This is a genomic window from Aeromonas sp. 601039, from assembly GCF_049174415.1.
GTDB classification, from domain to species: domain Bacteria; phylum Pseudomonadota; class Gammaproteobacteria; order Enterobacterales; family Aeromonadaceae; genus Aeromonas; species Aeromonas veronii_A.
In genome coordinates, this window is sequence record NZ_JAAKTL010000024.1 from 30,395 (window position 1) to 53,830 (window position 23,436).

25 protein-coding genes and 1 riboswitch are annotated in these 23,436 nt (G+C 60.3%); of the genes, 18 read left to right on the forward strand and 7 right to left on the reverse strand.

Annotated elements, in window-relative coordinates:
• The first annotated feature begins 2 nt into the window (after window positions 1–2).
• Window positions 3–698 carry a response regulator gene (locus G5195_RS17025; protein ID WP_421236331.1) on the forward strand — a complete coding sequence of 232 codons (696 nt, stop codon included), beginning with the start codon at window positions 3–5 and terminating at the stop codon, window positions 696–698.
• A gap of 76 nt (window positions 699–774) precedes the next feature.
• Here the strand turns inward: G5195_RS17025 and G5195_RS17030 are convergent, their stop codons facing one another.
• The gene (locus tag G5195_RS17030; RefSeq protein ID WP_040066692.1) at window positions 775–1,674 is read right to left on the reverse strand and encodes a DMT family transporter; all 900 of its coding nucleotides are present in this window, start codon (window positions 1,672–1,674) and stop codon (window positions 775–777) included.
• A gap of 233 nt (window positions 1,675–1,907) precedes the next feature.
• On the opposite strand from G5195_RS17030, the gene G5195_RS17035 reads away from it, so the two are divergent.
• From G5195_RS17035 to G5195_RS17090, 12 genes are all read left to right on the forward strand, one after another.
• Window positions 1,908–2,702, forward strand: coding sequence for an AraC family transcriptional regulator (locus G5195_RS17035; protein ID WP_421236332.1), 795 nt, complete (start codon window positions 1,908–1,910; stop codon window positions 2,700–2,702).
• Between the two features lie 167 nt (window positions 2,703–2,869).
• Window positions 2,870–4,150, forward strand: coding sequence for a GGDEF domain-containing protein (locus G5195_RS17040; protein ID WP_167572380.1), 1,281 nt, complete (start codon window positions 2,870–2,872; stop codon window positions 4,148–4,150).
• Between the two features lie 35 nt (window positions 4,151–4,185).
• A complete protein-coding gene (locus G5195_RS17045; protein WP_167572379.1) occupies window positions 4,186–4,599 on the forward strand; it encodes a VOC family protein in 414 nt (137 codons plus the stop codon).
• Between the two features lie 101 nt (window positions 4,600–4,700).
• Window positions 4,701–5,390 (forward strand): phosphate regulon transcriptional regulator PhoB, encoded by a 690-nt coding sequence (gene phoB, locus G5195_RS17050; RefSeq protein ID WP_026457670.1) that lies wholly within the window; start codon window positions 4,701–4,703, stop codon window positions 5,388–5,390.
• An 8-nt stretch (window positions 5,391–5,398) separates the two neighbouring features.
• The gene (gene phoR / locus G5195_RS17055) at window positions 5,399–6,694 is read left to right on the forward strand and encodes a phosphate regulon sensor histidine kinase PhoR (RefSeq protein ID WP_227341115.1); all 1,296 of its coding nucleotides are present in this window, start codon (window positions 5,399–5,401) and stop codon (window positions 6,692–6,694) included.
• A gap of 178 nt (window positions 6,695–6,872) precedes the next feature.
• Entirely contained in the window at window positions 6,873–7,847 is a 975-nt protein-coding gene (locus tag G5195_RS17060) for a PstS family phosphate ABC transporter substrate-binding protein (RefSeq protein WP_216951835.1), read from the forward strand.
• Window positions 7,848–8,028: 181 nt separating this feature from the next.
• On the forward strand, window positions 8,029–8,835 hold the full coding sequence (locus G5195_RS17065; RefSeq protein WP_216951834.1) for a M48 family metallopeptidase: 807 nt from the start codon (window positions 8,029–8,031) through the stop codon (window positions 8,833–8,835).
• Entirely contained in the window at window positions 8,823–9,329 is a 507-nt protein-coding gene (locus G5195_RS17070) for a GNAT family N-acetyltransferase (protein WP_005338408.1), read from the forward strand. The genes G5195_RS17065 and G5195_RS17070 overlap by 13 nt, the downstream gene beginning before the upstream one ends.
• 108 nt (window positions 9,330–9,437) lie before the next feature.
• Window positions 9,438–10,340: an ROK family protein gene (locus tag G5195_RS17075; RefSeq protein WP_421236333.1), complete on the forward strand. Its 903-nt coding sequence runs from the start codon at window positions 9,438–9,440 to the stop codon at window positions 10,338–10,340.
• A 41-nt stretch (window positions 10,341–10,381) separates the two neighbouring features.
• Complete coding sequence (locus G5195_RS17080) at window positions 10,382–11,107, forward strand: copper homeostasis protein CutC (protein WP_421172536.1); 726 nt, start codon at window positions 10,382–10,384, stop codon at window positions 11,105–11,107.
• A 150-nt stretch (window positions 11,108–11,257) separates the two neighbouring features.
• The gene (locus G5195_RS17085) at window positions 11,258–11,869 is read left to right on the forward strand and encodes an FKBP-type peptidyl-prolyl cis-trans isomerase (RefSeq protein WP_005338405.1); all 612 of its coding nucleotides are present in this window, start codon (window positions 11,258–11,260) and stop codon (window positions 11,867–11,869) included.
• 188 nt (window positions 11,870–12,057) lie between these two features.
• Window positions 12,058–12,372, forward strand: a complete 315-nt coding sequence (locus G5195_RS17090; RefSeq protein ID WP_227341111.1) for a DUF2845 domain-containing protein — start codon at window positions 12,058–12,060, stop codon at window positions 12,370–12,372.
• 54 nt (window positions 12,373–12,426) lie between these two features.
• On the opposite strand, the gene G5195_RS17095 is transcribed toward G5195_RS17090, so the two are convergent.
• Complete coding sequence (locus G5195_RS17095) at window positions 12,427–12,645, reverse strand: DUF1107 family protein (RefSeq protein ID WP_421172537.1); 219 nt, start codon at window positions 12,643–12,645, stop codon at window positions 12,427–12,429.
• A gap of 203 nt (window positions 12,646–12,848) precedes the next feature.
• On the opposite strand from G5195_RS17095, the gene yfcD reads away from it, so the two are divergent.
• Window positions 12,849–13,331, forward strand: a complete 483-nt coding sequence (gene yfcD, locus G5195_RS17100; protein WP_021229132.1) for an NUDIX hydrolase YfcD — start codon at window positions 12,849–12,851, stop codon at window positions 13,329–13,331.
• Between the two features lie 83 nt (window positions 13,332–13,414).
• On the opposite strand, the gene G5195_RS17105 is transcribed toward yfcD, so the two are convergent.
• Window positions 13,415–14,341, reverse strand: a complete 927-nt coding sequence (locus G5195_RS17105) for a phenylacetate--CoA ligase family protein (protein ID WP_421172538.1) — start codon at window positions 14,339–14,341, stop codon at window positions 13,415–13,417.
• A gap of 126 nt (window positions 14,342–14,467) precedes the next feature.
• On the opposite strand from G5195_RS17105, the gene G5195_RS17110 reads away from it, so the two are divergent.
• Complete coding sequence (locus G5195_RS17110; protein ID WP_100646526.1) at window positions 14,468–14,941, forward strand: peroxiredoxin; 474 nt, start codon at window positions 14,468–14,470, stop codon at window positions 14,939–14,941.
• A 125-nt stretch (window positions 14,942–15,066) separates the two neighbouring features.
• A complete protein-coding gene (locus tag G5195_RS17115; RefSeq protein ID WP_216951830.1) occupies window positions 15,067–16,035 on the forward strand; it encodes a calcium/sodium antiporter in 969 nt (322 codons plus the stop codon).
• A 68-nt stretch (window positions 16,036–16,103) separates the two neighbouring features.
• Here the strand turns inward: G5195_RS17115 and G5195_RS17120 are convergent, their stop codons facing one another.
• Complete coding sequence (locus tag G5195_RS17120; protein WP_058056704.1) at window positions 16,104–17,270, reverse strand: type III PLP-dependent enzyme; 1,167 nt, start codon at window positions 17,268–17,270, stop codon at window positions 16,104–16,106.
• Window positions 17,271–17,778: 508 nt separating this feature from the next.
• A riboswitch (glycine riboswitch) is annotated at window positions 17,779–17,894 on the forward strand.
• Between the two features lie 107 nt (window positions 17,895–18,001).
• On the opposite strand from G5195_RS17120, the gene G5195_RS17125 reads away from it, so the two are divergent.
• Window positions 18,002–19,378, forward strand: coding sequence for an alanine/glycine:cation symporter family protein (locus G5195_RS17125; protein WP_069526299.1), 1,377 nt, complete (start codon window positions 18,002–18,004; stop codon window positions 19,376–19,378).
• Window positions 19,379–19,492: 114 nt separating this feature from the next.
• Here the strand turns inward: G5195_RS17125 and G5195_RS17130 are convergent, their stop codons facing one another.
• Window positions 19,493–20,209, reverse strand: a complete 717-nt coding sequence (locus G5195_RS17130) for a lipoyl protein ligase domain-containing protein (protein ID WP_421172540.1) — start codon at window positions 20,207–20,209, stop codon at window positions 19,493–19,495.
• 99 nt (window positions 20,210–20,308) lie between these two features.
• Window positions 20,309–21,706: a nucleobase:cation symporter-2 family protein gene (locus tag G5195_RS17135; RefSeq protein ID WP_040066712.1), complete on the reverse strand. Its 1,398-nt coding sequence runs from the start codon at window positions 21,704–21,706 to the stop codon at window positions 20,309–20,311.
• Between the two features lie 246 nt (window positions 21,707–21,952).
• On the opposite strand from G5195_RS17135, the gene G5195_RS17140 reads away from it, so the two are divergent.
• Complete coding sequence (locus G5195_RS17140) at window positions 21,953–23,074, forward strand: GGDEF domain-containing protein (RefSeq protein ID WP_005349944.1); 1,122 nt, start codon at window positions 21,953–21,955, stop codon at window positions 23,072–23,074.
• A gap of 33 nt (window positions 23,075–23,107) precedes the next feature.
• Here the strand turns inward: G5195_RS17140 and G5195_RS17145 are convergent, their stop codons facing one another.
• Window positions 23,108–23,356: a YciN family protein gene (locus tag G5195_RS17145; RefSeq protein WP_005338382.1), complete on the reverse strand. Its 249-nt coding sequence runs from the start codon at window positions 23,354–23,356 to the stop codon at window positions 23,108–23,110.
• Between the last annotated feature and the right edge of the window lie 80 nt (window positions 23,357–23,436).

Sequence of the window (23,436 nt, forward strand, 5' to 3'; positions counted from 1 at the left end):
CCATGGACCCAATAATCACGCTTGTTATTGAAGATGACGATCGGATCGGTGCCATCTTGTCAGAACTGGTGGCGGCGACACCCGGTTTCTCCCTGCTGGGGCGGGCCGGCACCCTGGCCCAGGCCGATGCCATGATGGCCGGTGTGGTGCCCCAACTGCTGCTGGTGGATGTCTCCCTGCCCGATGGCTCCGGCCTTGAGTGGGTGAGCCGCCTGCGCAGCCACAACCGCGAAGCCTATGTCATCATGGTGACCGCCTCGCGGGATGTGGAGACCATCCAGCAGGCCCTCAATCTGGGGGTTCATGACTACGTCATCAAACCATTGCGGCTGTTTCGCATCCAGCAGAGTCTGGACGAGATCCTGCAACTGCACAGCCGCCTCTGCGAGCGGGGTCGGCTGGAGCAGGAAGATCTCGACAAGCTGCTGGGCAAGGGAGGGCGCTCCCAGATCAAGGAGATGCGCGTCACTCCCAAGGGGATCGACAGCATCACCCTGCGTCAGGTGCTGGATCTGCTGGCGGGTGAGCCGGAGAGTGTCTTCTCCACCGACACGGTGGCGCTGCGACTCTCCCTCAGCCGCACCACGGCGCGCCGCTATCTGGAATATCTGGAGTCGGAAGACCGGGTAGATGTGGATCTCAATTACGGCCAGCGCGGGCGGCCTGAGCGTCGCTACCGCTGGCGCCGGACCGGTTGAGATGCGCACTGGCGTGCATTGCAGAAACAACAAGGGAGCCATGGGCTCCCTTGTTGTTTCCGGACGATGTTGGTTCTCAGGCGGCTTCCCGTTCGGCTACCGGCGCACGCCCCTTCAGCTGGGAGGCCATCACCCCGCCCAGGATCAGCCCGCCACCCAGCAGGTGATAGCCGTGGATTGGCTCGCCCAGGCCGACGACGGCGATCAGCGCCGTACAGAGCGGCATCAGGTTCATAAAGACCGAGGTGCGCTCTGCCCCCATGCAGGCGAGGCCGCGCATCCAGCAGTAAGCCGCCAGCAGGGAGGAGGCGAGCCCGGCGAAGAGCACCAGCCCCCACCCTTCGGCCGGCACCGCCATCGAGTCGGCACTGAGAGCGAGCGGCACCAGCAGCAGTACGGCCAGCAGGATCTGCATGTAGAGGTTGAGCCAGGGGCCAAACGGCAGGTGCCAGCGGCGGATCAATAGGCCGTAAAGGGCGTAGCTGGCGGAGCCCAGCAGCATCATGCCATCCCCCGGGTTGATGCCGTTATGGAGCAGGGCAAGCGGTTCGCCCTTGCCAAGCAGCCAGAGCACCCCGAACAGGGAAAGACTCATGCCGAGCAGTGCCTGTTTGCCGGGACGCTGGCCGAAGAAGAGCGCCCCTTGCAGCAGGGTGAGCAGTGGAATGAGGGAGCCGATCACCCCCATATTGGTGGCCGAAGTGCTGTGAGCAGCGTAGTAAGCGAGGCACTGGTAGAGCACCATACCGAGCGCCGCCAGCACCAGCAGCTTGCCGAGCCAAGGGCGAACCTCGCTACGGCGGCGCCACAGCTGCGGCAGGCAGAAGGGGGTCAGTGCCAGAGCGGCGATCACCCAGCGATAGAAGGAGATAGCCGCGGGGTCGAGCACACTGGCGGCCGCCTTGGACACCACGGTATTGGTAGCCCAGATCAGCACCGCCATCAGCGGAAAGAGAAGAGGGGAAAAGATTCGCATCAGAGGCTCCTTATTAACAGGGGGCCAAGTCTACCCTTGTCTTTATATTATCAAGTAGCGTAAAACAGACAGATGACCCAGCAGAAAAGACAACTCTTTCTGATGCACCTTATTCCGGCCCACACGGGCTGCGTCTGCCCGCAACTGATGGCTGCTTTTGGCCTGTGCCGGCGACCGAGCCAACAGGGCGTTGCATCACGCCTGCTCCTCTCTCTCGCTGACAAGGGGCGCTGATGGCCACTCACCACTTTCAGCCGGTAGATGTCGTTCTGCCCGCTCCCAATCCGCTCTATTTCAGTTACCAGCAGATGCTGGCCGACAGCGCGACCGTGCTGCACTCCCACCCCTGGGGCCAGCTCAACATGATCAGTCTGGGGATCATGGAGATAGAGCTGGGTGATCAGCGACTGGTGGCCCCTGCCGACTATCTGATCTGGGTGCCGGCGGATCTCGACCATACCTCCTACAACGAGCAGACCCTCGACTACACCTCCATCTACGTCAGCCACGAGCTGGCGGCCAAGCTGCCGTCAGAGCCCAGATTGCTGCTGCTCACCCCGCTGATCCGCGCCCTGCTGAGCGACTTTTGCGAACGGCGGGTAAGCCATATGGCGGATGAGTGGGATCAGCGTCAGGCCGAGTTGCTGGTGGAGCGACTGGCGCGGACCCGTTGTCAGGAGAGCTACCTGCCGATGAGTCAGGACAAGCTGCTGGCTCCCATGCTGGCGGCGTTGCACAGCGATCCTGCCGATCCCCGTACTCTGGCCCAGTGGGCAGGACAACTGCACACCACAGAGCGCACCCTGGCGCGGCGCTGCCTGCGGGAGCTGGGGATGAGTTTCGGTCAGTGGCGGGCGCGGCTGCGGTTGCTCAAGGCGCTGGCCTGGCTCAAGGGGGACATGCCCATTCAGGAGATCAGCTGGCGGCTCGGTTACGGCTCCACCTCGGCCTTTATCGCCATGTTCAACCGGGAGCTGGGATGTTCACCCCAGCGTTATCGCCAGCAATCGGCAGAACGGGGGCTCTAATGGGAAAAAACGGGAGCGATGCAGTGTGAATGCCATGATAAGTAGCCTGTTTCTTGTCGTTACAGGGATTATCATAGAGCCCTGTTATCATGGGCCATCTGGCAGCAACGATAGGTTGTCTGCCCGAGTGAATGGCTGTGCCTTCATATTCAGGGGTTAGGGTAAGCATGATCGCGTCCGGTTCCCGTTTGGCCGAGTCACTATTCTGGTATCTGCTGGCGCTCACCGGTTGTGCCATCCTGCTGTTCGAGTTCGGGCCAGAGCGAGTTCTCGATATCAAGGAGTGGCCGCTCTCCATCACAGTGCAGCAGCCACGGGATGCTGGGCCGGGGGCGGTGCGCTATCACCCCTCGGCGGATGATCATCCCGGAGTGGTCTGTACGTTAACCGCCAATCCGGCCAGCTACCCAAGTTGCGGCCTTATCCTCACCCTGACCCCCCGTGACAAGGGGATTAATCTGACCCGTTTTGGCACACTTCATATCCGTTTGAGCGTAACCGGGGCTGGCGAGCAGGATTGGCGCTTGTATCTGCGCAACTACAATCCGGTCTATGACCGGGTTGATGAGCCTGAGCAATCCAAGTTCAACGAGATCATTTTTCGGCCGGCGGATTACGGCCGGGATCACGAGGTGCCACTGGATGTGTTTACCCCGGCGACCTGGTGGATCACCCGTTACAATGTGCCGTTGCAGCAGCAGGGGGCCAATCTGGATCGGGTTTATGCCATCGAGGTTATGGCTGGTTCAGATATGCCGCCCGGTAAGCATGGCGTGGTGATCGAAGCGCTGCAGTTTCACGGTAGCTGGCTCGATGCCACCCTCTTCTATCGGCTGATCCTGTTTGTCTGGTTTCTTTACGGTTGTACCGTTTTTCTGATCAACCACCTTTTGATGAAGCAGCGCTTGCAGCATGCCCATCAGGCCAAGCTGGAGGCCGAGGCGCTCAACCGGACCTTGAGTGAAGAGAATCGCCGCTCCCGCGAGGAGGCCTGTTATGATGCCCTGACCGGCGCCCTCAACCGGCTCGGCGGTGAGCGACTGCTGCTCGAGATAGGTGAGCAGCCCTGCACTCTTGTCTATATCGATGTGGATCACTTCAAACAGATCAACGATAGCCATGGCCATCCGGTGGGAGACGAGGTGCTCAAACTGCTGGTCAGCGAGATCCTGCGCCACTGCGATCCCCTCTGCCATCTGGTGCGCTGGGGGGGAGAGGAGTTTGTGTTGGTCTGCCTTGATTACGATGAGTTGCGGGCGTGTATCCTGGCCGAGCGGCTGCGTACCCTGCTGGAGGCATCTCCCCATTGGCCGCTGGCCTTGCGGGTGACCGCTTCGTTCGGGGTGGCCGAGCGGGGGGGAGAGCCATGGGAATGCGTACTCAAACGTGCCGACGAGGCGCTCTATCAGGCCAAGACGCAGGGACGCAACCGGGTAGTGGCGCATTGAGGGCGGTAGCATGACATGTTAAAGACGAGAGCAAGATGACCAGACAATCTATTGGTGCCCTGACCCTGCTGGTGGCCGACTATGACGAGGCTATCGCCTTTTTCACCGAGGGGCTGGGGTTTGCGCTGCTGGAAGATACCCGGCTCGACGAACCGGGCAAACCGGGCAAACGCTGGGTGCGGGTTGCTCCCGCTGGCAGCTCGGGTTCCTCGTTGCTGCTGGCGCGGGCTGCGACCCCGGAGCAGCTGGCCGCCATTGGCAAACAGGGTGGCGGACGGGTATTTCTGTTCCTCGAGACCGATGACTTCTGGCGGGATTACCGGCGGATGCAGCAGTATGGTGTCCATTTTTGTGAACAGCCTCGACAGGAGTCCTACGGCACCGTGGTAGTGTTCGAGGATATCAGTGGCAACCGCTGGGACCTGCTGCAACGCGCTGCTGCCAACTGAATCTGAAAACGTTTATCATCCCGCCTGTCATAAAGTCATAAAAGTGTCACAGAAAATTCTAATAATTGGCGCACCCATCTTCACAGAGGAGAGAGAAGGGAATGGCTAAGCGAATTCTGGTGGTCGAGGACGAAGCACCGATCCGCGAAATGCTCTGTTTCGTGCTGGAGCAGAAGGGGTATGAGACGATTGAAGCGGAAGATTTCGCCGACGGACTGGCGAAGGTGCGTGAACCCTACCCGGAACTTATCGTGCTGGACTGGATGATGCCAGGCGGCAGTGGCATCCAGTTTATCAAACAGCTCAAGCAGGATGAGGTGACCCGCCAGATCCCGGTGGTGATGCTCACCGCCCGCGGTGAGGAGGAGGACAAGGTGCGTGGTCTGGAGGCCGGTGCCGACGACTATATCACCAAGCCGTTCTCGCCCAAGGAGCTCACCGCTCGCCTCCATGCGGTGATGCGCCGAGTCTCCCCCACCTCGGTAGACGAGGTGATCGAGGTGCAGGGGCTCAAGCTGGACCCCGTCTCCCACCGGGTCAGTGCCGAGGAGAAGGCGCTCGACATGGGGCCGACCGAATTCAAGCTGCTGCATTTCTTCATGACTCACCCCGAGCGGGTCTATAGCCGTGAGCAGTTGCTCAACAATGTCTGGGGTACCAATGTGTACGTCGAGGACAGAACCGTGGATGTGCATATTCGGCGCCTGCGCAAGGCGATTGAAGAGACAGGGCACGACAGATTGATCCAGACGGTGCGTGGAGCCGGATACCGCTTCTCAACCCGTCTCTAGAGGCAGTTATGTTGCAACCTTACGCCTGGCGGCGACAGTTGTGGCGAATGGCGTTTTTCTACGCCCCCTTCGCATTGGTTGGCTGGTTGATTGATCATCTTGCCCTCTGCCTGTTGGTGGCGGCAGTGTTGCATCTGGGCTGGCATTACCGTTTTCAGAAGCGGCTGTCTGATTGGCTGTGGCACGACCGCAGCCTGGTACCACCTAACGGCAGTGGCAGCTGGGAGCACATTTTCAACGGGATCTACAAATTGCAACAGCGTCACCGGGCTCGGCGGCGCGAGCTGGCGGGGCTGATCCGCCGCTTTCGGGAGGGGGCCGAGGCGCTGCCCGATGCGGCCGTGGTGTTTCGCGAAGATGGCAGCATCCTCTGGTGCAACCGGCTGGCAGAGCAACTGCTCGGTTTCCGCTGGCCGGAAGATGCAGGTCAGCACATTGGCAACCTGATCCGCCATCCTGCCTTTGCCGCCTATCTGGGGAAGGGGAGCTATGATGAACCACTGGAGATGACTTCTCCGATCAACGAAGAGAAGTTTCTCGAGTTTCGCATTATGCCCTACGCCTCCGATCAGGCGATGCTGGTGGTACGCGATGTCACCCGCCTGCGCAGTCTGGAGAAGACCCGCAAGCACTTTGTCTCCAATGTCTCCCACGAGCTGCGCACTCCGCTCACCGTGCTCAAGGGCTATCTGGAGATGACTGAAGATCCGCCCCCGCCTGCCATGTGGGCCAAGGCGCACCGGGTGATGATGGAGCAGACCATCCGGATGGACAATTTGGTCAACCAGCTGCTCACCCTGTCGCGCATCGAGGCGGCACCGACCGTTGATCTCTCCCATCTGGTGGACATGCCTGCCATGCTCGGACTGCTGGAGCAGGAGGCGCGGGCGCTCTCGGGCGAACGGGCCCACCAGATCGAATTCATGGTGCAGCCAGACCTGTTTGTGCGCGGGGATAAGGAGCAGCTGCGCAGCGCCGTCTCCAATCTGGTCTACAACGCCATCCACTACACACCGGCAGGGCGCAAGATCAGCGTGGAGTGGCGCAAGCAGGGGGCAATGGCGCTGTTTGCCGTGAGGGATGAGGGGGAGGGGATTGCCCCCGAGCATCTGGCGCGGCTGACCGAACGGTTCTATCGGGTCGACAAGGCCCGCTCCCGCCACACCGGTGGCTCCGGACTCGGCCTTGCCATCGTCAAGCATGCCCTCAGTCATCATGACTGTCAGCTCGAGATTGAAAGTCGTGTCGGCCTTGGCAGTCGCTTCAGCTTCATGATACCGGCTCGTATGGTGGTGTTAAAATAGCCTTTTATGACAATGGGTTAGTAAATTCGAGAGGGCCACAATGCGGGCCCTCTCTGCATTTGTGCAACTTTGTTGTCATGTCATTAAAGTGTCACATTTAATCCATAAATTTGTCACTGCCAGGTCAGATACTGGCGCCGTCTTAAGAACGGACCTTCTGTAACTTTGGAGAGATTGGATGAAACTCAACAAACTGGCTGGTGTAATAGGATTTACCGCAGCAACCCTGTTTTCTGCCAGCACCCTGGCCTATGGTGTCGACAAGGATCTGCCGGATTACACTCCGACCAGCGGTATCTCAGGCAACCTGTCCTCTGTCGGCTCTGATACTCTGGCCAACATGATGACCCTGTGGGCAGAAGAATTTAAGCGTGTCTACCCCAACGTAAATGTCCAGATCCAGGCGGCCGGCTCTTCTACCGCACCGACCGCCCTGACCGAAGGGGTTGCCCAGTTTGGTCCCATGAGCCGCGCCATGAAGGCCGGTGAAATCGAAGCGTTCGAGAAGCGTTATGGCTACAAGCCGACCGCTATCCGCGTTGCCGTCGATGCCCTGGCGGTATTCGTCAACAAGGACAACCCCATCAAGGGGCTGACCATGCAGCAGGTTGATGCCGTTTTCTCCAGCACACTCAAGTGCGGCGAAGCCAAGGCGGCTACCAAGTGGTCTGATCTGGGTCTGGATGGCAGCTGGTCCGGCAAGGATCTGCAACTGTTCGGTCGCAACTCGGTATCCGGCACCTACGGTTACTTCAAGGAGCACGCGCTCTGTAATGGTGACTTCAAGAGCGGTGTGAACGAGCAGCCGGGTTCCGCCTCCGTGGTGCAGTCTGTTTCCGCTTCCCTCAACAGTATCGGTTACTCCGGTATTGGTTACGTTACCTCCGGCGTTCGTGCCATTCCGCTCTCCAAGGATGGCAAGACCTTTGTCGATGCTACTGCCGATAATGCCATCACCGGCAAATATCCGCTGTCACGCTTCCTGTACGTTTACGTGAACAAGCATCCGAACAAGCCGCTCTCTCCGATGGAGCAGGAGTTCGTCAAGATGATGCTCTCCAAGGCGGGCCAGAACATCGTTGCCAAAGATGGCTACGTACCGGTACCGGCCAAGGTGGTGCAGGCGGATCTGAAAAAGCTGGGCATCATGTAACCGCTTGCTGCCAGCATCTACTGATAAAACGAGCCCCAATCGGGCTCGTTTTGTTTTTGGTGACTGTCAGTTCTGTTAATAGCGCTGGATGGATGTTTTTCCGCCAGCCGGGGGCAGGTTCCCTTGCGTAGCAGGGCTGCATTTCCGAGAATAGGGCAACGTTATGGCAAAGGATCCCTTCATGATTGCGTCCCTCTCCAAGTTTGGCCTGGTAGCCCTCTGTAGTTCCCTGCTGGTCGCCTGCGCCCAGTCGCCGACTGGCCGTAGCCAGATGCTGCTCTACTCCCCCCAGCAGATGAACCAGCTTGGTGCCGACTCCTTCGAGCATATGAAAAAGCAGGAGAAGGTGAGCAAGGATGCCAAACTCAACGCCTATGTCTCCTGTGTCGCCAAGGCGGTGACCGCCCAGGTGCCGGCCAGCTATGGCATCACCAATTGGGAAGTGGTGGTGTTTGACTCCAAGCAGGTCAACGCCTTCGCCCTGCCCGGCGGCAAGATCGGGGTCTACAGCGGCCTGCTCAAGGTGGCCAAGAATCAGGATCAGCTGGCGACCGTCATCGGTCACGAGTTGACTCACGTGCTGGCCCAGCACTCCAACGAGCGACTCTCACGCAGCCAGTTGGCGGGGATCGGTCTGGCGGCTGCGGACATTGCCATGGGCACCAGCGAGTATCGCGGCGCCACCATGGCCGCCCTTGGCCTCGGGGTCGAGGTGGGGGTGATGTTGCCCTATGGCCGTACTCAGGAGAGCGAAGCGGATCGGCTCGGACTTGAGCTGATGGCGCGCGCCGGGTTCAATCCGGCCGAGGCAATCCCCCTGTGGCAAAACATGAGTGCCGCCGCCGGTGGCAACACCCCGCCGCAACTGCTCTCCACCCACCCGAGCAACGAGAACCGGATCGCCGAGTTGCAGGCGCAACAGGCGCAAGTGCTGCCGCTCTATGAGCAGGCCCGCGCCAACGGTCTGGTGCCCCAATGCAAGGCATAAGCCTGCGCATGGCGCGCAGCGATGATGCTGCTGCCATGACGGTGATGCAGCGAGCCAGCTGGCTCGCTGCCTATGGCCAGGTGCTCGGAGCCGACCTGCTGGAACAGCTCGATGTCACCGCGCATCTGCAGATCTGGCAGAGCCGTCTGGCCGAGCCGGGCCCAAGGCCCATGCTGCTTTGTCTCGATGAGGTGGTGATTGGTCTGCTCTACTGGCAACCACAGCAGGAAGCGGGACAGAGCCATGCCCTGATCCGCGCTTTTTACCTCCATCCCGACCACTGGCGACAAGGCTATGGCAAACGGCTGTGGCAGGCGGTGGCGATGCAGATGCGCCGCGCCGGTTGCCATAGCGTCAAATTGTGGCTGCTCGATGGCAACCACATTGGCGAGGGATTCTACCTGCGCCGCGGCTTCGTTTTTGATGGCGAGGAGCGCACCCTGATAAGCCTCGGGCAGCCCTGCCTGCAGCGACAAATGAGCCGTTTGCTCTGATCACTCTCCCGTTTTTCGCCTTCGGTCACTTTATTTTTTTTGCGAATTAATACAATGTCCCCCTTGGAACAGAGTTGGATAAACACGGGCTGACAAGGGAGTGCTGGCATGTATTACGGCTTTGATATCGGTGGCACCAAGATCGCCTTCGCGGTCTATGACGGTGCATTGAACCTCTGCCACGAGGAGCGCATGAGCACCCCGGGCAACGATTACGAGGGGCTGCAGCAGCTGATCCGCTCCCGGGTCGAGCAGGCGGATGCCCGCTTCGGCGCTCGGGGCTCGGTCGGCATCGGTTTCCCCGGTGTCATCAACAGCCAGGATCACAGCATAGTGGCGGCCAATCTACCCTCCATCAATGGTCGCCATCTGGGTGCCGATCTGGCCGAGCTGCTGGAGCGGCCGGTCAAGGTGGATAACGACGCCAACTGCTTCCTCTGGTCCGAAGTGCATCAAGGGGCAGCCGACGGCGCAGGCAGTGCGCTTGGCGTCACCATTGGCACCGGCATCGGCGGCGCCGTCTATCTGGCGGGCAAGCTTATTCAGGGGCGCAACTGGCTGGCTGGCGAGATTGGTCACTACCCCCTGCCCGCGACCATGCTGATGAAGTTCCCCGAGTTGCCCCGTCCCCGTTGCGGCTGCGGCCGTCTGGTCTGTTTTGAAACCTATGCCTCCGGCACCGGTCTGGAGCGTCTCTATCATCATTTCCATGGCCAGCGCGCCACGGGTCACCAGATTGTGGGACGCTTCGAGGCCCATGAACCCCATGCGGTCGAGACGGTCGACTGCTGGCTGGAGGTCATGGCCGCCGGGCTTGCCACCGCCATTTCGGTGATTGATCCCGAAGTGGTGGTGTTGGGGGGCGGCCTGAGCGGCCTGCCCGCCCTCTATGAACAGCTGCCGCTGCGTCTGCCCGGTCACTTGCTGCCCGGGGTCGCCCTGCCCGAGATCCGCCAGGCTCGCTTCGGCGGTGCCGGTGGTGTGCGCGGCGCAGCCTTGCTCAATCTATGAGATCAGATGTGGGGTCTGATCTCCCCGAAAAAGGAGTCCTCATGACCCGTCTTGAAATCTGTATCGACAACCTGGAATCCCTGTTTACCGCCCAGCAATCCGGGGCGGATCGCATCGAGCTCTGCTCTGCGCTGGGGCTGGGCGGTCTGACCCCCTCCTACGGCTTTATGCAACTGGCTGCCCGCCACGCCACCGTGCCGGTGTACGCCATGATCCGCCCGCGCGCCGGGGATTTTTGCTTCAACGACGGCGAGTTCGAGATGATGCTGCTGGATATTGCGGCGGCACGCGCTGCGGGGCTGCAAGGGGTGGTGGTCGGTCTGCTGGATGAGGAGGGGCGGGTGCCAGCCGCCAAGCTCAAACAGCTGGTGGATGCTGCCGGCCCGTTGGGGGTCACCTTCCATCGCGCCATCGACCTCTCCTCCGACTGGCGTCTGGATCTGGAGACCATAGTCGCGGCCGGTTGCGAGCGTATTCTGAGCTCGGGCCACGCCGCAACCGCGCTGGCTGGGCTCGAGACCCTGCAGGAGATGCAGCAGGCGCTGGCGGGACGTGCCAGCCTGATGCCGGGCGCCGGGGTCAATGCCGACAATGTGCGTACCATCATCGAGTTCACCGGGGTGAGTGAAGTGCATATGTCCGGCATGGGCTGGCGCGGTGGCATGGTGCCGCACGGAGTGAATATGGGCACTTCGGATGATGGTCGGGTCAATATCACCGATGGTGCCAAGGTCGCTGCGGTCAGAGCATTGCTGGATCGCGGTTAAGCAGATCGCCGCCGTTGGGCGGCGTTCATCCGCATCTTGTGTGAAGTTCCTCCCACTGACGGGGAAATCAGGGGCGCCCCCGGCAGCACCCCGGCCAAAAGTCTGATATTATCCCGCCTCTTTACTACATGGATCTGGAGCAACATCTCAATGTCCCAATACGACTCTATCGAACAGAAGGCCAGCTATGGCATCGGCCGCAACATGGGTGATCAGCTGGCGCAGCAAGCCTTTGCCGGTCTGGATATCCCGGCCCTGCAACAAGGTCTGGCAGATGCCCTGAATGGTCTGGAGTTCGCGGTCAGCCGTGACGATATCAATGATGCCTTCCAGGTGATCACTGCGCGTATGCAAGAAGAGCAGGAAGCCGCCGCCAAGGCCGCCGCTGCTGACGGCGAAGCCTTCCTGGCTGATAACGCCAAGCGCGCTGAAGTGAAGGTGACCGACTCCGGTCTGCAGTACGAAGTGCTGGTAGAAGGCAACGGTGCCGTTCCGGTAGCCGGTCAGTCCGTGCGTGTGCACTACCACGGTACCTTCACCCACGGTGGCGTATTCGACAGCTCCGTCGCTCGCGGCCAGCCGGCTGAATTCCCGGTGACCGGCGTGATCGCTGGCTGGGTTGAAGCGCTGCAGCTGATGCCGGTTGGTTCCAAGTGGAAGCTCTACATCCCCCACGATCTGGCCTACGGTGCCCGTGGCGCGGGCTCCATCCCGCCTTACTCTGCACTGGTATTTGAAGTCGAGCTGCTGGACATCCTGTGATCCTGCTGGCTTGATGCAAACGGCGACCCTCGGGTCGCCGTTTGTTTTTGGGTTATGTGATAGACAGCATTTGTCGCGGGCAGCGGGCTGGAGAGCAGAAAAGGACGGCGTTTTTGCGCCATTGACTGGTTTTTTCAGAAACGGAAACAGGCATACTGCGACTCATTAGAGAGGATAAGGAGAACCCGATGAGCAATAAGATGAAGAATGTAGCGGGGCTTGCTCTGTTGCTGCTGAGCATTCCGGCCAGCGCCGACGCAATGCGCTGCAAGAATGCGCTCATAACCGAAGGGGACAGCACCGCCGAGATGCTGCTCAAGTGCGGCGAGCCGATGTTGCGGGAAGATATTACCCGTAACGAGGAGAATCAGTACGGCAACGTGGTCGAGGTCAAATATGGTGAACGCTGGACCTATAACTTCGGCAAGAACGAATTCATGCGTTTTGTCACCGTGCGCAACGGCAAGGTAATCGACATCGAAAATGGCCCGCGCGGCGAGTAGCCGGCGGGCGAAAGGCATGGATGCACAACAGACAGCAGGGCAAGACCCTTTGACTCACATGTCCGGCAAGGGGTCGTTGTGACCAAGTTGTCTGACCGCCAGATTGATCTGGCGAGCCAGTCTTAGCCGCTGGCGGCAGGTCAGGCCATGGAGGCTGATCCTGCCCGCGTTGAATTCAAATGTCCCCAGCGACTCGATGGCAAAATAGCCTCGATGAAAGCTCTTGATGTAGCGAGCGATCTGCCGTGGGGATAACTGCTTGAATACCTTCATCACACGGTTCCCTGATTGCCTGGACAGGGCACACTATGGTGTCGGTCAATGACATTGATATGACGGTTTATAAAGATTTGCATGAATCCTTATTTTGCCAGTGAGTTCGGCAAATTGACGTCATCATCGAAAAAGTTGTGCCATGGCAAACCACCGCACCGATATACTGCGGGCTTGAATGGAACAAACGAAAGGGCCTGTGCGTGGAATGGGTTGATGTGGTGGACGGGAATAACCGGGTGATTGGCGTGGCCGAGCGAGCCAAGGTGCGGCGGGAGAATCTCTGCCATCGCGCCAGCTATATTCTGGTGCTCGACGACGCGGATCGGATCCTGGTGCAGCGACGCACCCTCAGCAAGGATTTCTGCCCCGGCATGCTGGATGCCTGCGCTGGTGGCGTGGTCACCACCGGTGAGGAGATGGAGCGCTCCGCTCGGCGCGAGTTGGCCGAAGAGCTGGGGATTATGGATGTTCCACTGCAGGGCTTTGGCAGCTTCTATGCCGAAGGGGAGGGCTACCGGGTCTGGGGCGGTCTCTTCAGCTGCCGTTATCAGGGGCCGCTGCAGTTGCAGGCCGAAGAGGTGAGCGCGGTGCACTGGATGAGCCTGGCCGAGATTGCCGAGCGTGCCAGCGAATTTACCCCCGACTCCCTGCTCGCCATCGCCACCTGGCAGGCGAGACGCTGACAAGCGCCGCACATTTTCTTCGCCAGAGAGAAGACGGGCAGCCTGATGGCTGCCCGTCTGCATTTGTGAATTTACTTGGCCTGCTACACCAGTTTTAGGCGCCGGTTGGAGCGACCGCACGGGCTTGGCGTCGTGAGCCAGTGCCCCTGCCAGTCGGTGACGAGGCGCAGCAATGGATACTCCAGGTCAAGCCTGGTCAGCACCAGCTGGCCGGTCTCGTCGCCGCTCACCGGCTCGCCGCTGGCGGGATCGATGATCTCGATGATGCAACTCTCGCTCACAATAAATCCCTCTCCTGGTCGGCTCTCGTAAGCCACCACCCCCACATCTTGCCACACCAGACAGTTGAGGGCCGCAATGCCGTGAATGGCGCGCAGCGGCGCGGTTTCCGGGTGAGTGGCTTCACACAGCAGGGCGCGGCGCAGCGAGTCGCTCGGGATCTCCGCCGCTTCGGCCGCTTCCAGCAGATCGAGCAGGGTCACCAGCGGGCCGACGTAGCCGGTGGGTTGATAGCGCAGCAGCGCCTCCAGTTGGCGCTGGGTATCGTGGGGGCCGCAGGGTGCCACGGGAGCCCCGAGCTGGCGGGCTCCGTTATCGAAGATAAAGGCGGTGGGGCCGGCATGATAGTCGTGGCCATTGAGTATTACCTCACCTGGCTTGAAGCCGGCGGCAAACAGTGCTCGAGCGGCCCCCCACCAGTCTGCTCCCGCATACTCGGGGATGGCCAGCTGGCCCGGACAGGAGAAGACCCGCAGCGCCTGACTGGCGGGGCGGCCGGTGAGTCCGGCGAACGGAGGGTGAGCCTGCTGGGCGGCAAACAGCTCTTTGCTGTCGAGCAGTGGCAGGGTGGCCAGCTCTGCCAGATCCTCGAGGCGGCACTGGCGATAGACGCTGGAGTAACCGGCGCAATATTGACTGACATGGGTAAGCTGATGATTGAGCTGCTCCAGCTGCTGTTGTTCGCGCAAGGCGGGGGGGCGAATTTCCAGTCCATCGTAATAGTGCTGCATGAGGCCTCCTTGGTCGGCTGATCCTGCTCAAGGTTAGTTCAAATGATCCAGGCAAAGGGAGGTCTGTGTCACAGCTCGGCAGTGGGGTAGACTGGGGCCTCCTCCCTCCACTTAAGGACGAGCACAATGATTGCGATGGGTCAGACCCTGCCTTCGGGCGAATTTACCTTTATCACCGCCGAGGGCAAGCAGCTGCGGGATAGCCAGACGCTGTTCGCCGGTAAAAAAGTAGTGCTGTTTGCGGTACCCGGTGCTTTTACTCCCACCTGCTCCAATGCCCACCTGCCCGGTTATGTGGTGCTGGCCGATCAGTTTATGGCCAAAGGGGTGGATGCCATCTGCTGTCTGTCGGTCAACGATGCTTTCGTGATGCGGGCCTGGCAGACGGCCCAGAATGCCGAGGCGATCACCATGCTGGCGGATGGCGACGGCAGCTGGACCCGGGCGCTGGGTCTGGCCAAGGATACCGGCGCCTTTGGAGGTATCCGCGCCCAGCGCTTTGCGTTGATCGCCAACGATGGCGTGGTCGAGCAGCTGTTTGTGGAGGCGCCTGGCAAGTTTGAGGTCTCCGATGCCGCGAGTCTGCTGGCTGTGCTGTGAAATGTTAATCGCAGTTTGATTTCCCCTTGAAATGGGAGGCTGGCTCGTTACACTGGCGCCACTTTTGAATCGGGTCAGGAGCTTGTCCTGACTCTGTTGCTTACTGGCGATGGGATGGAGATGTTATGACCCTGGCTGTTGTTGCCCTGATTGCCGGACTGGCGCTGCTGGTCTGGAGTGCTGACAAGTTTGTGGATGGTGCTGCGGCGACCGCCCGTTATGCGGGGATGCCGCCGCTGCTGATCGGCATGGTGATCATCGGTTTTGGTACCTCGGCCCCGGAGATGGTGGTCTCGGCGCTGGCGGCGTCCCAGGGCAATCCCGGGTTGGCGCTTGGTAATGCCTATGGCTCCAACATCACCAATATCGCGCTGATCCTGGGTCTGACGGCACTGATCAGCCCTATCGCGGTGGCCTCTCAGGTAGTGCGCAAGGAGATCCCGATCCTGCTCGGTATTACCCTGCTCTCAGGTGCCCTGCTGATTGATGGTCATCTGGGCCGGATGGATGCGGTCATTCTGGGGGCCGTCTTCGTTGCCCTGATGGGCTGGTCCATCTGGGCTGGCATGAATGGCAAGGGAGATGCGCTGGATACCGAGACCGCCGAGGATATCGAGAGCGAGGGGATGTCCCTCAAGAGCGCCGTTTTCTGGTTGGTGGTCGGGCTGGTGCTGCTGATCGGCGCTTCCCGCCTGTTGGTCTGGGGGGCGGTGACCATCGCTCAGGCGCTTGGTATCAGCGATTTGGTGATTGGTCTCACCATCGTCGCTATCGGTACTTCGCTGCCGGAGCTGGCTTCGTCTCTCATCGCCATTCGCAAGAACGAGCATGATCTGGCCCTTGGCAACGTGCTGGGCTCCAACCTGTTCAACACCCTGGCGGTGGTGGGGATCGCGGCGGGTATTCATCCGTTGGATGTGGCGCCGGAAGTGCTCTCCCGCGACTGGAGCATCATGATGGGGTTGACCCTGCTGCTGCTGGTGATGTGTCTGGGCCGCAAGGGGCAGGGCCGTATCAACCGGTTGGAGGGGGGCGTGCTGCTCACCTGCTTCGTCGCCTACACCGGCTGGCTGCTGACCAGTCAGTTCGTCTAGCCAGATCTGGCAAGATAAAACGAAAGAGGGGAAGCCTGGCTTCCCCTCTTTGCATTCAGGTGTCGGTCTTAAGCGACGGCCACCAGTTTCTGCCCCTTCTGACTGCTGTCCAGAATCAGGATGCTGGCCTTGGGGAAGAAGTTGAAGGTGGAGGCGGAGGCCCAGGTGTAGGCGCCCATCACCTTGCCAACCACCAACTCGCCGATAGCCAGGTCCGGCAGCATGATGCCATCGCGGATCACATCCACGCTGTCGCAGGTGGGGCCGGAGAGCACCGAGTTGTGTTGCTCGCCACTGGCATAAGGCGTGCTCACCGGATAGGTGACGTGGTCATAGAGCTGGCCGTTGTAGCTGCCGTAGAGACCGTCATCCAGGTAGTACCAGATCTTGTCGCCGCGATGGGCCTTGCCCATCACGCTTGAAACCGAAGTCATGGCCGGTGCGCTGATAAAGCGGCCCGGTTCGGCAATCTTCTGCACGGTAGCGGGCAACTTGGCCAGTGCTTCGCGGATCGGCGCGCAGAAGCCGTCGATATCGAACTCGCCCCCCTCATAATCCACCGGGAAACCGCCGCCGATATCCAGCACCCAGGGCTTGAGCCCGAGCGCCCAGGCCTGCTCCATGATCTCGCGGCAGGCGTCGATGGCCTGCACATGGCGACGGGCATGAGGCACTTGCGAGCCGACGTGGAACGACAGCCCCATCACCTTGATCCCCTTGGCGTGGGCCAGTTGCAGCAGCGGCAGCGCCTGCTCCGGAGTGCAGCCGAACTTCTTGGAGAGATCGACCTTGGTCTCGGGGTTCGGGAAGCTGACCCGCAGCAGCAGTTTCACTTCGTCCTTGTAGGGAATGAACTTCTCCAGCTCCAGCGGGTTGTCGTAGACAAACACGGTGCAGCCGAACTCGAGCGCATAACGGATATCGCTGTCGCGCTTGATGGGATGGGTATGAATGCAGCGTCCCGGGCGAACCCCCTGACTGCGCACCAGATCCACTTCGCCATTGGTGGCCAGATCGAAACAGGCCCCCTCTTCCTTCAAGACAGAGACCACCGCCTCATGGGGCAGGGGTTTGAGTGCATAGTGCAATCGTACATCGGGCAGGGCAGCGGCCAGGGCCCGATACTGTTTGCGGACGGCTGCCTTGTCGAGCAGCAGCAGGGGGGAGCCGAATTGTTCAACCAGCTGACGGTAATCTTGTGCGACCACATCTTTTGCAACCAGGGCGTCGTTCATTCTCTTTTGATAGTCCTTAGGGGGCGTGATATGCCCAAGCCATATGCGATTGAACCGGCGACGGCCGGGTCAGGCGAGCGGTCCGGTGGGACCAACCGAACACAGTGCATAAATTGATGGCAAAGTGCTTGGTTATGCAGCGGATTATCGGCTTATTGATTCTGTGTGCAAGCATTTTGATTGGATATGTCGGCAAGATTTTCTTGGCGAAACGAGAGGGATCACTGTTCTCTATCCGCCATTTTTCCCGTTTGGGCCACATTTGATCCGTGAGAGCCTAACTTGTTGATAGTTAACTAACATTTAACATTCTTGCCGCGGTTCTGGCGGTCACTAAAAAAATATAAAATGGGGGCGGCCAAGTGCGAGACAGCTCACATTTTTTGGATTAACATGCCGACTTCCTAATCCAAACTAGTTCGGATGAAGGTAGCAGGAGAGCGATGGGCAACCATCCACCGAAGAAGTGAATCTTTCAGGTACCGGGCAACCGGTGTGGACTGCTACTGGACGATACTCTGGAGAGACCCGTTAAATCGGGCGCCGAAGGAGCAAGGCACCATGACTACCCGCAAGGGCAGGCTGGCGCCGGAAACTCTCAGGCAAAAGGACAGAGGGGATGGGATGGTTGTACCTGGGCTTGGCCCGCATCCGATTGCCTCTGGCCGATCGCGACACCTATGGGAAGATCATCCTTCTCCTCCTTAATTTCTGTTTCTTAAGGAGGATGCATGTCATCAATTCAATCGGCGTTAACCGCCATCGATAGCTTTATCTGGGGGCCGCCCCTGCTGATCCTGCTGGTCGGGACCGGTATCTATCTCACCCTGCGTCTGGGTCTGCTTCAGGTCGTGCGCTTGCCGCTCGCTCTGCGGCTGGTCTTTGGTCGCGATCAGGGGCAGGGCAAGCAGGGGGATGTCTCCAGCTTCGGTGCTCTCTGTACCGCTCTCTCTGCCACCATCGGTACCGGCAACATCGTCGGGGTGGCTACCGCCATCAAGCTGGGGGGCCCGGGTGCCCTGTTCTGGATGTGGATGGCGGCGCTGTTCGGCATGGCCACCAAGTACGCCGAGTGTCTGCTGGCGGTGAAATATCGTGAGCAGGATGCCAACGGCCAGATGGCGGGTGGTCCCATGTATTATCTGGAGAAGGGACTCGGTTCCAAGTCGCTCGCCAAGCTGTTTGCCCTGTTCGGCATCGGCGTGGCTTTCTTCGGGATCGGTACCTTCCCGCAGGTCAATGCTATCTCCGATGCCATGAGCCTCTCCTTCTCGGTGCCCCGTGAAGCGACCGCCGTGGTGCTGACCCTGATCGTGGCGCTGGTGACCCTGGGGGGGATCAAGTCCATCTCCAGCGTGTCGAGCAAGGTGGTGCCCTTCATGGCTATCTTCTACATCGTCGCCTGTCTGGGCGTGCTGGTGAACAACGCCAGCGCCCTGCCCGATGCCGTCATGCTGGTTATCGAGAGTGCCTTCACCGGCCATGCGGCGACCGGCGGCTTCGTCGGTGCCAGCATCATGCTGGCAATCCAGTCCGGGGTGGCGCGCGGGGTCTTCTCCAACGAGTCAGGTCTGGGCTCTGCACCCATCGCGGCGGCGGCGGCCAAGACTGACTCTTGCGTGGAGCAGGGGCTGGTCTCCATGACAGGTACCTTCATCGACACCATCATCATCTGCACCATGACCGGCCTGACCCTGGTGGTCACCGGCGTGTGGAGTGGCGATGCAAGCGGCGCTGCCATGACCAGTCTGGCCTTTGCCCAGGGGCTTGATGCCCATGTTGGCCAGTATCTGGTGAGCATTGGCCTGCTGTTCTTCGCCTTTACCACCATCCTTGGCTGGAACTACTACGGCGAGCGCTGCACCGAGTACCTGTTCGGGGTGAAGGCAATCAAGCCCTATCGTCTGGTCTATCTGGCGCTGGTGGCGAGCGGTGCTTTCCTCCATCTGGATATGATTTGGCTGCTGGCCGATATCGTTAACGGCCTGATGGCGGTGCCCAACCTCATCGGCCTGATTGGTCTGCGCCATGTGGTGATCGCCGAGACCCGCGCCTACTTTAGCCGGGATCTGGATAGCGAAGCCGAGCCGGAGCCGCAGACGGCCTGAATGCCTCAGCCCGTTTCACGTTCCCATTGAAAAGAACAAGCCACGACTCCGGTCGTGGCTTTTTTGTGCGTTGTGTCTAAGGATGGGGACTATCCCTCTCCCTTCGGGATAAGGTCAGGATGAGGGGGATAGCCCCTCGCTCAGCAGGCTATCCAGACGTGCTCGCACTTTCTCTACCAGTGCCTGATCGCTACCGTGCCAATCGATGCAGCTTGCTAGCGTGGTGGAGGTTCCCGCCATAAAACGCAGCTCGCCGCCCGCCAGCTCGTAGAAGCGGCTCGCCATCCTGGTTCCCTCATCCACATCACCCGCCACCAGCAGCATGGCTTGCGCCAGCACGGCGCCCTGGTGATCCTGCCCCGGCGCCAGCCAGCGCTGGGCAGTGCCGGTGATCTTGCGTCCCCCGATCACCAGATTGTACTGACCATCGCAAAAGGAGCCGGGCACGAAGTCATAGCTTCCCTCAAGGCCGTACTCTGCCAGCAGGGTCAGTAGCGGCGTCCCCAGCAGCCGGTAGTAGTGGGCGAGGTCTGTGGTCGTGCGGGGCAGCAGCAGGGATAGGTTGAGGATCCCCGCCCCGTGGGGCACGGCGGTACCGCCGCTGTCGCGCACATGTACCGGCCAGCCTTCATCTGCAAGTTGCTGGCAGGCGGCTTCGTAACGGGGGAGGCGGGTATCCTTGCGAGTGACAATCAGGCATTGGGGCGCCTGCCAGAGGTGAGCGCGGGGCTGGCCGTCATGGGCACAGTCGCGCAACCAGCGCTGCTCTTGCGCCAGTATCTGTACGGGTGAAGCGGTATTGGATAGGGGGGAGAGCAGGCGATAGGGCATGGCGGCATCCTCAAAAAAGGCTGCCCAGCACACTACCCGTGGCGACTGGCAAGGTAAAGCCCCGCAGTGCGGGGCTGTTGGCTATCGGTAGGCGGTGTCTCAGGAGTGACGCGCTTCGCGCTTGGGCAGCAGCAGGTTGAGCACGATGGCGGTAATGCCACCGGTGGCGACGCCGTAGGAGAGCACGCTCTTGGCCAGCTCCGGCAGGTGTTGCAGCACTTCCGGCACCTGCGCGACTCCCAGCCCCATGGCCAGCGACACTGCCAGGATCATCAGGGCGCGGCGATCCAGCTCCTCGCGGGCAATGATGCGCACGCCAGCGGCGGCGATGGTGCCGAACATCACGATAGTGGCGCCCCCCAGCACGGGCTCGGGGATCTGCTGCACCAGACTGGCGACCGCCGGGAACAGGCCGAGCAGCGCCAGCATGGCGGCGATAAAGAGCCCGACGTGGCGGCTGGCGACGCCGGTCAGCTGAATAACGCCGTTATTCTGGGCGAAGGTGGACATGGGGAAGGTGGAGAAAACCGCTGCCAGCATGGAGTTGGCGCCATCGGCCAGCACGCCGCCTTTGATCCGCTCCATATAGACAGGCCCTTCCAGTGGCTCGCCGGAGATATCCGAGGTGGCGGTCATGTCGCCGATCGCTTCGAGCGCCGTCACCACGAAGATGATGGCGAGCGGCACGAACAGCTGCCAGTCAAAGCCGAGACCGTAGTGGAGCGGAATGGGCACCATCACCAGTGGGCCGTCGAAGGTGGGGGCGCTCACTTTGCCCAACAGCAGGGCCACGGCATAGCCCGCCAGCATGGCGATCATGATGGCGGAGAGGCGCAACCAGGGGTTGCGACTGCGTTGCAGCAACACGATAAGGCCGAGCACCAGCAGGGAGAGGAAGAGGTTGGTGTGACTGGCGAAGCTGCCATCAGAGAGGGCTGCATAGCCGCCGCCCATGCTGATCAGGCCCACTTTGATCAGGGTCAGACCGATCAGCAGCACCACTATGCCGGTGACCAGCGGGGTGATGATCCGTTTCACCAGATGGAGGAAGCGGCTCATCACCACGATAGTGAGTGCGGCAACCATCATGGTGCCAAACAATGTGCCCAACAGATCCTCGGTGGGCATGGCGGCCTGCTTGAGGGCGAGACCGGAGGCAATGATGGGGCCGAGGAAGTTGAAGCTGGTGCCCTGTACCGAGAGTAGGCCGGAACCGATGGGGCCGAAGCGGCGGGTTTGAATGAAGGAGGCGATGCCGGACATGACCAGCGACATGGAGACGATATAACGGGTGTCGGCGGCAGGGAGGCCGAGGGCATTGGCGATAATCAGGGGCGGGGTAATGATGGCGACAAACATGGCGAGCATATGCTGCAGGGCGGCGAACAGCGTCTGGGGCAGAGGCGGGACATCCTCTATGCCATAGACCAGTTCGCTATGGGCTCGCCTGGGTGGATGTGCCTCTCGATTGGCGCGTGTGACAGCAGCCTGTTCCATAAGTACCTCGAATTGTGTGGGGAGGGGGAGAAAATTGGGCGCTATTGTAGTGATTGAAATGAGGCTGACCAGCGCTAATTATGCAAAAAAAGGTTTATTTTTTGATGGGTTGAAACGTTTGCGCGCTGCGATTATCATCTGTCGGTTTGTGTGACCGACCTCTCCTTTTTATTCTCCCCGCTAATGACAATTTTACCACTTTGTAGGTGTAGAATGAGCCCTCAGTATTCATCGTGGAGACTCTGGATGCTCAAGTTGTCAGAGTTCTGGAGTGCGAGGGTTCACTCCGAAGACTTTACTCGTACTCGCATGGGCTTTATGACGGTGCGTTTGCGCCTGCTGACCTGCTTGCTGATGCTTGGATTGCCCGCCTGGGCCGTGGTGGATTGGTTGACCTTGCCCGCCGTTCATTTCGAGCAGCTGTTCCAGGCCAGGATCTTCTGCACCCTAGCGCTCTCGCCACTTATTCCGCTCTCGTATCTCATCCACTTCAAGCGGGAACGGATGAAGCTGGCCCTTGGCTACCTGATGGCCGTGATGATGCTCTTCTCCCTCTTTTGCCTGAACAGCTTTGGCGCCGGACAGGAGTTGCAGGCGGGCTATGCTGCCTTTCCCTATCTGCTGATCACCCTGTTTGCCATCTTCCCCATTCCCCTCTCCCTCGGCTTGCAACTGGCAGGCGTGGTGCTGGTGACCATGCTGCTGGGCCACTGGCTGCTGGTGGGCCAGAGCATCTGGAGTCAGGCCACCCTGAATCAGGTGTGGGTGCTCGGCATGTTTACCATGGCCAGCTGTTGGGTGCAGTGCGGCCAGCTCAACATGCTGCTGCGGCTATATCGGGAATCGACCACCGATGAGCTGACCGGCATGATGAACCGCCGCCTGCTGATGAAGCAGCTGGAGCAGGCCAGAATCCGGCTGCAACTCAAGAAGAAGCCCTTTGCGGTGATGCTGCTGGATCTCGATCGCTTCAAGCGGATCAACGATATCTACGGCCATCTGGCGGGGGATGCGGTGCTCAAGGAGGTGGCTACCACCCTGGGGGAGCAGCTGGAGCCTGACATGGTGCTGGGGCGTTATGGCGGCGAAGAGTTTGCCATCCTGATGCACAACTGCGCCGATCCGGCGCTGGCGAGCAAAATGGCTGAGCGGCTGCGCATTGCCGTCGAGGCGCGGCTGGTGAAGAGCCCCACCTCGGACGAATTGCTGGAGGTGACGGTGAGTATAGGGATTGCCATGGCTCGTTCCGATGACACCATCGATATTCTGATCAACCGTGCCGACGAGTGTCTCTATCAGGCCAAGATGGCGGGACGCAACTGCGTGGTGGTCGAGGGGCAGAACCGCGCAAAAACAGATGCCGCCTGAGGGCGGCATCCTGTTGGCAATGAGCTGGCGAGATCAGGCCAGCTTGTACTTGCCGGAGAGCTGCTGAGCCAGCAGCTTGAACATGTTGAAGACCGCCATGGTCTTGCCGGTCGGGGTGCCATCTTCGGCCAGGAAATACTCCCCCTTGAACACCAGAATATCCCCCTTCTGCTCCACCGAATCGGCGCGCATACCGTGGATGAAGTCTTCATGCTCTTTGATGATCTTGTTGGCCATCTCAAGCAGGGCCGTCTCGGTGATCAGCTCTTTCTGTGGTTGCATGCTCGTCTCCTTAAACGACTACTGGACAGGGAAACCGTGGATCCCTGCCTCTGATTGAAGAGGCGCCCAGCATACTGCAA

Bases quoted from the DNA above. Each gene is read 5' to 3' on its own strand.
- G5195_RS17025 (WP_421236331.1), top strand. From the start codon at position 3: ATGGACCCAATAATCACGCTTGTTATTGAAGATGACGATCGGATCGGT.
- G5195_RS17030 (WP_040066692.1), bottom strand. From the start codon at position 1,674: ATGCGAATCTTTTCCCCTCTTCTCTTTCCGCTGATGGCGGTGCTGATC.
- G5195_RS17035 (WP_421236332.1), top strand. From the start codon at position 1,908: ATGGCCACTCACCACTTTCAGCCGGTAGATGTCGTTCTGCCCGCTCCC.
- G5195_RS17040 (WP_167572380.1), top strand. From the start codon at position 2,870: ATGATCGCGTCCGGTTCCCGTTTGGCCGAGTCACTATTCTGGTATCTG.
- G5195_RS17045 (WP_167572379.1), top strand. From the start codon at position 4,186: ATGACCAGACAATCTATTGGTGCCCTGACCCTGCTGGTGGCCGACTAT.
- phoB (WP_026457670.1), top strand. From the start codon at position 4,701: ATGGCTAAGCGAATTCTGGTGGTCGAGGACGAAGCACCGATCCGCGAA.
- phoR (WP_227341115.1), top strand. From the start codon at position 5,399: ATGTTGCAACCTTACGCCTGGCGGCGACAGTTGTGGCGAATGGCGTTT.
- G5195_RS17060 (WP_216951835.1), top strand. From the start codon at position 6,873: ATGAAACTCAACAAACTGGCTGGTGTAATAGGATTTACCGCAGCAACC.
- G5195_RS17065 (WP_216951834.1), top strand. From the start codon at position 8,029: ATGATTGCGTCCCTCTCCAAGTTTGGCCTGGTAGCCCTCTGTAGTTCC.
- G5195_RS17070 (WP_005338408.1), top strand. From the start codon at position 8,823: ATGCAAGGCATAAGCCTGCGCATGGCGCGCAGCGATGATGCTGCTGCC.
- G5195_RS17075 (WP_421236333.1), top strand. From the start codon at position 9,438: ATGTATTACGGCTTTGATATCGGTGGCACCAAGATCGCCTTCGCGGTC.
- G5195_RS17080 (WP_421172536.1), top strand. From the start codon at position 10,382: ATGACCCGTCTTGAAATCTGTATCGACAACCTGGAATCCCTGTTTACC.
- G5195_RS17085 (WP_005338405.1), top strand. From the start codon at position 11,258: ATGTCCCAATACGACTCTATCGAACAGAAGGCCAGCTATGGCATCGGC.
- G5195_RS17090 (WP_227341111.1), top strand. From the start codon at position 12,058: ATGAGCAATAAGATGAAGAATGTAGCGGGGCTTGCTCTGTTGCTGCTG.
- G5195_RS17095 (WP_421172537.1), bottom strand. From the start codon at position 12,645: ATGAAGGTATTCAAGCAGTTATCCCCACGGCAGATCGCTCGCTACATC.
- G5195_RS17105 (WP_421172538.1), bottom strand. From the start codon at position 14,341: ATGCAGCACTATTACGATGGACTGGAAATTCGCCCCCCCGCCTTGCGC.
- G5195_RS17110 (WP_100646526.1), top strand. From the start codon at position 14,468: ATGATTGCGATGGGTCAGACCCTGCCTTCGGGCGAATTTACCTTTATC.
- G5195_RS17115 (WP_216951830.1), top strand. From the start codon at position 15,067: ATGACCCTGGCTGTTGTTGCCCTGATTGCCGGACTGGCGCTGCTGGTC.
- G5195_RS17120 (WP_058056704.1), bottom strand. From the start codon at position 17,270: ATGAACGACGCCCTGGTTGCAAAAGATGTGGTCGCACAAGATTACCGT.
- G5195_RS17125 (WP_069526299.1), top strand. From the start codon at position 18,002: ATGTCATCAATTCAATCGGCGTTAACCGCCATCGATAGCTTTATCTGG.
- G5195_RS17130 (WP_421172540.1), bottom strand. From the start codon at position 20,209: ATGCCCTATCGCCTGCTCTCCCCCCTATCCAATACCGCTTCACCCGTA.
- G5195_RS17135 (WP_040066712.1), bottom strand. From the start codon at position 21,706: ATGGAACAGGCTGCTGTCACACGCGCCAATCGAGAGGCACATCCACCC.
- G5195_RS17140 (WP_005349944.1), top strand. From the start codon at position 21,953: ATGCTCAAGTTGTCAGAGTTCTGGAGTGCGAGGGTTCACTCCGAAGAC.
- G5195_RS17145 (WP_005338382.1), bottom strand. From the start codon at position 23,356: ATGCAACCACAGAAAGAGCTGATCACCGAGACGGCCCTGCTTGAGATG.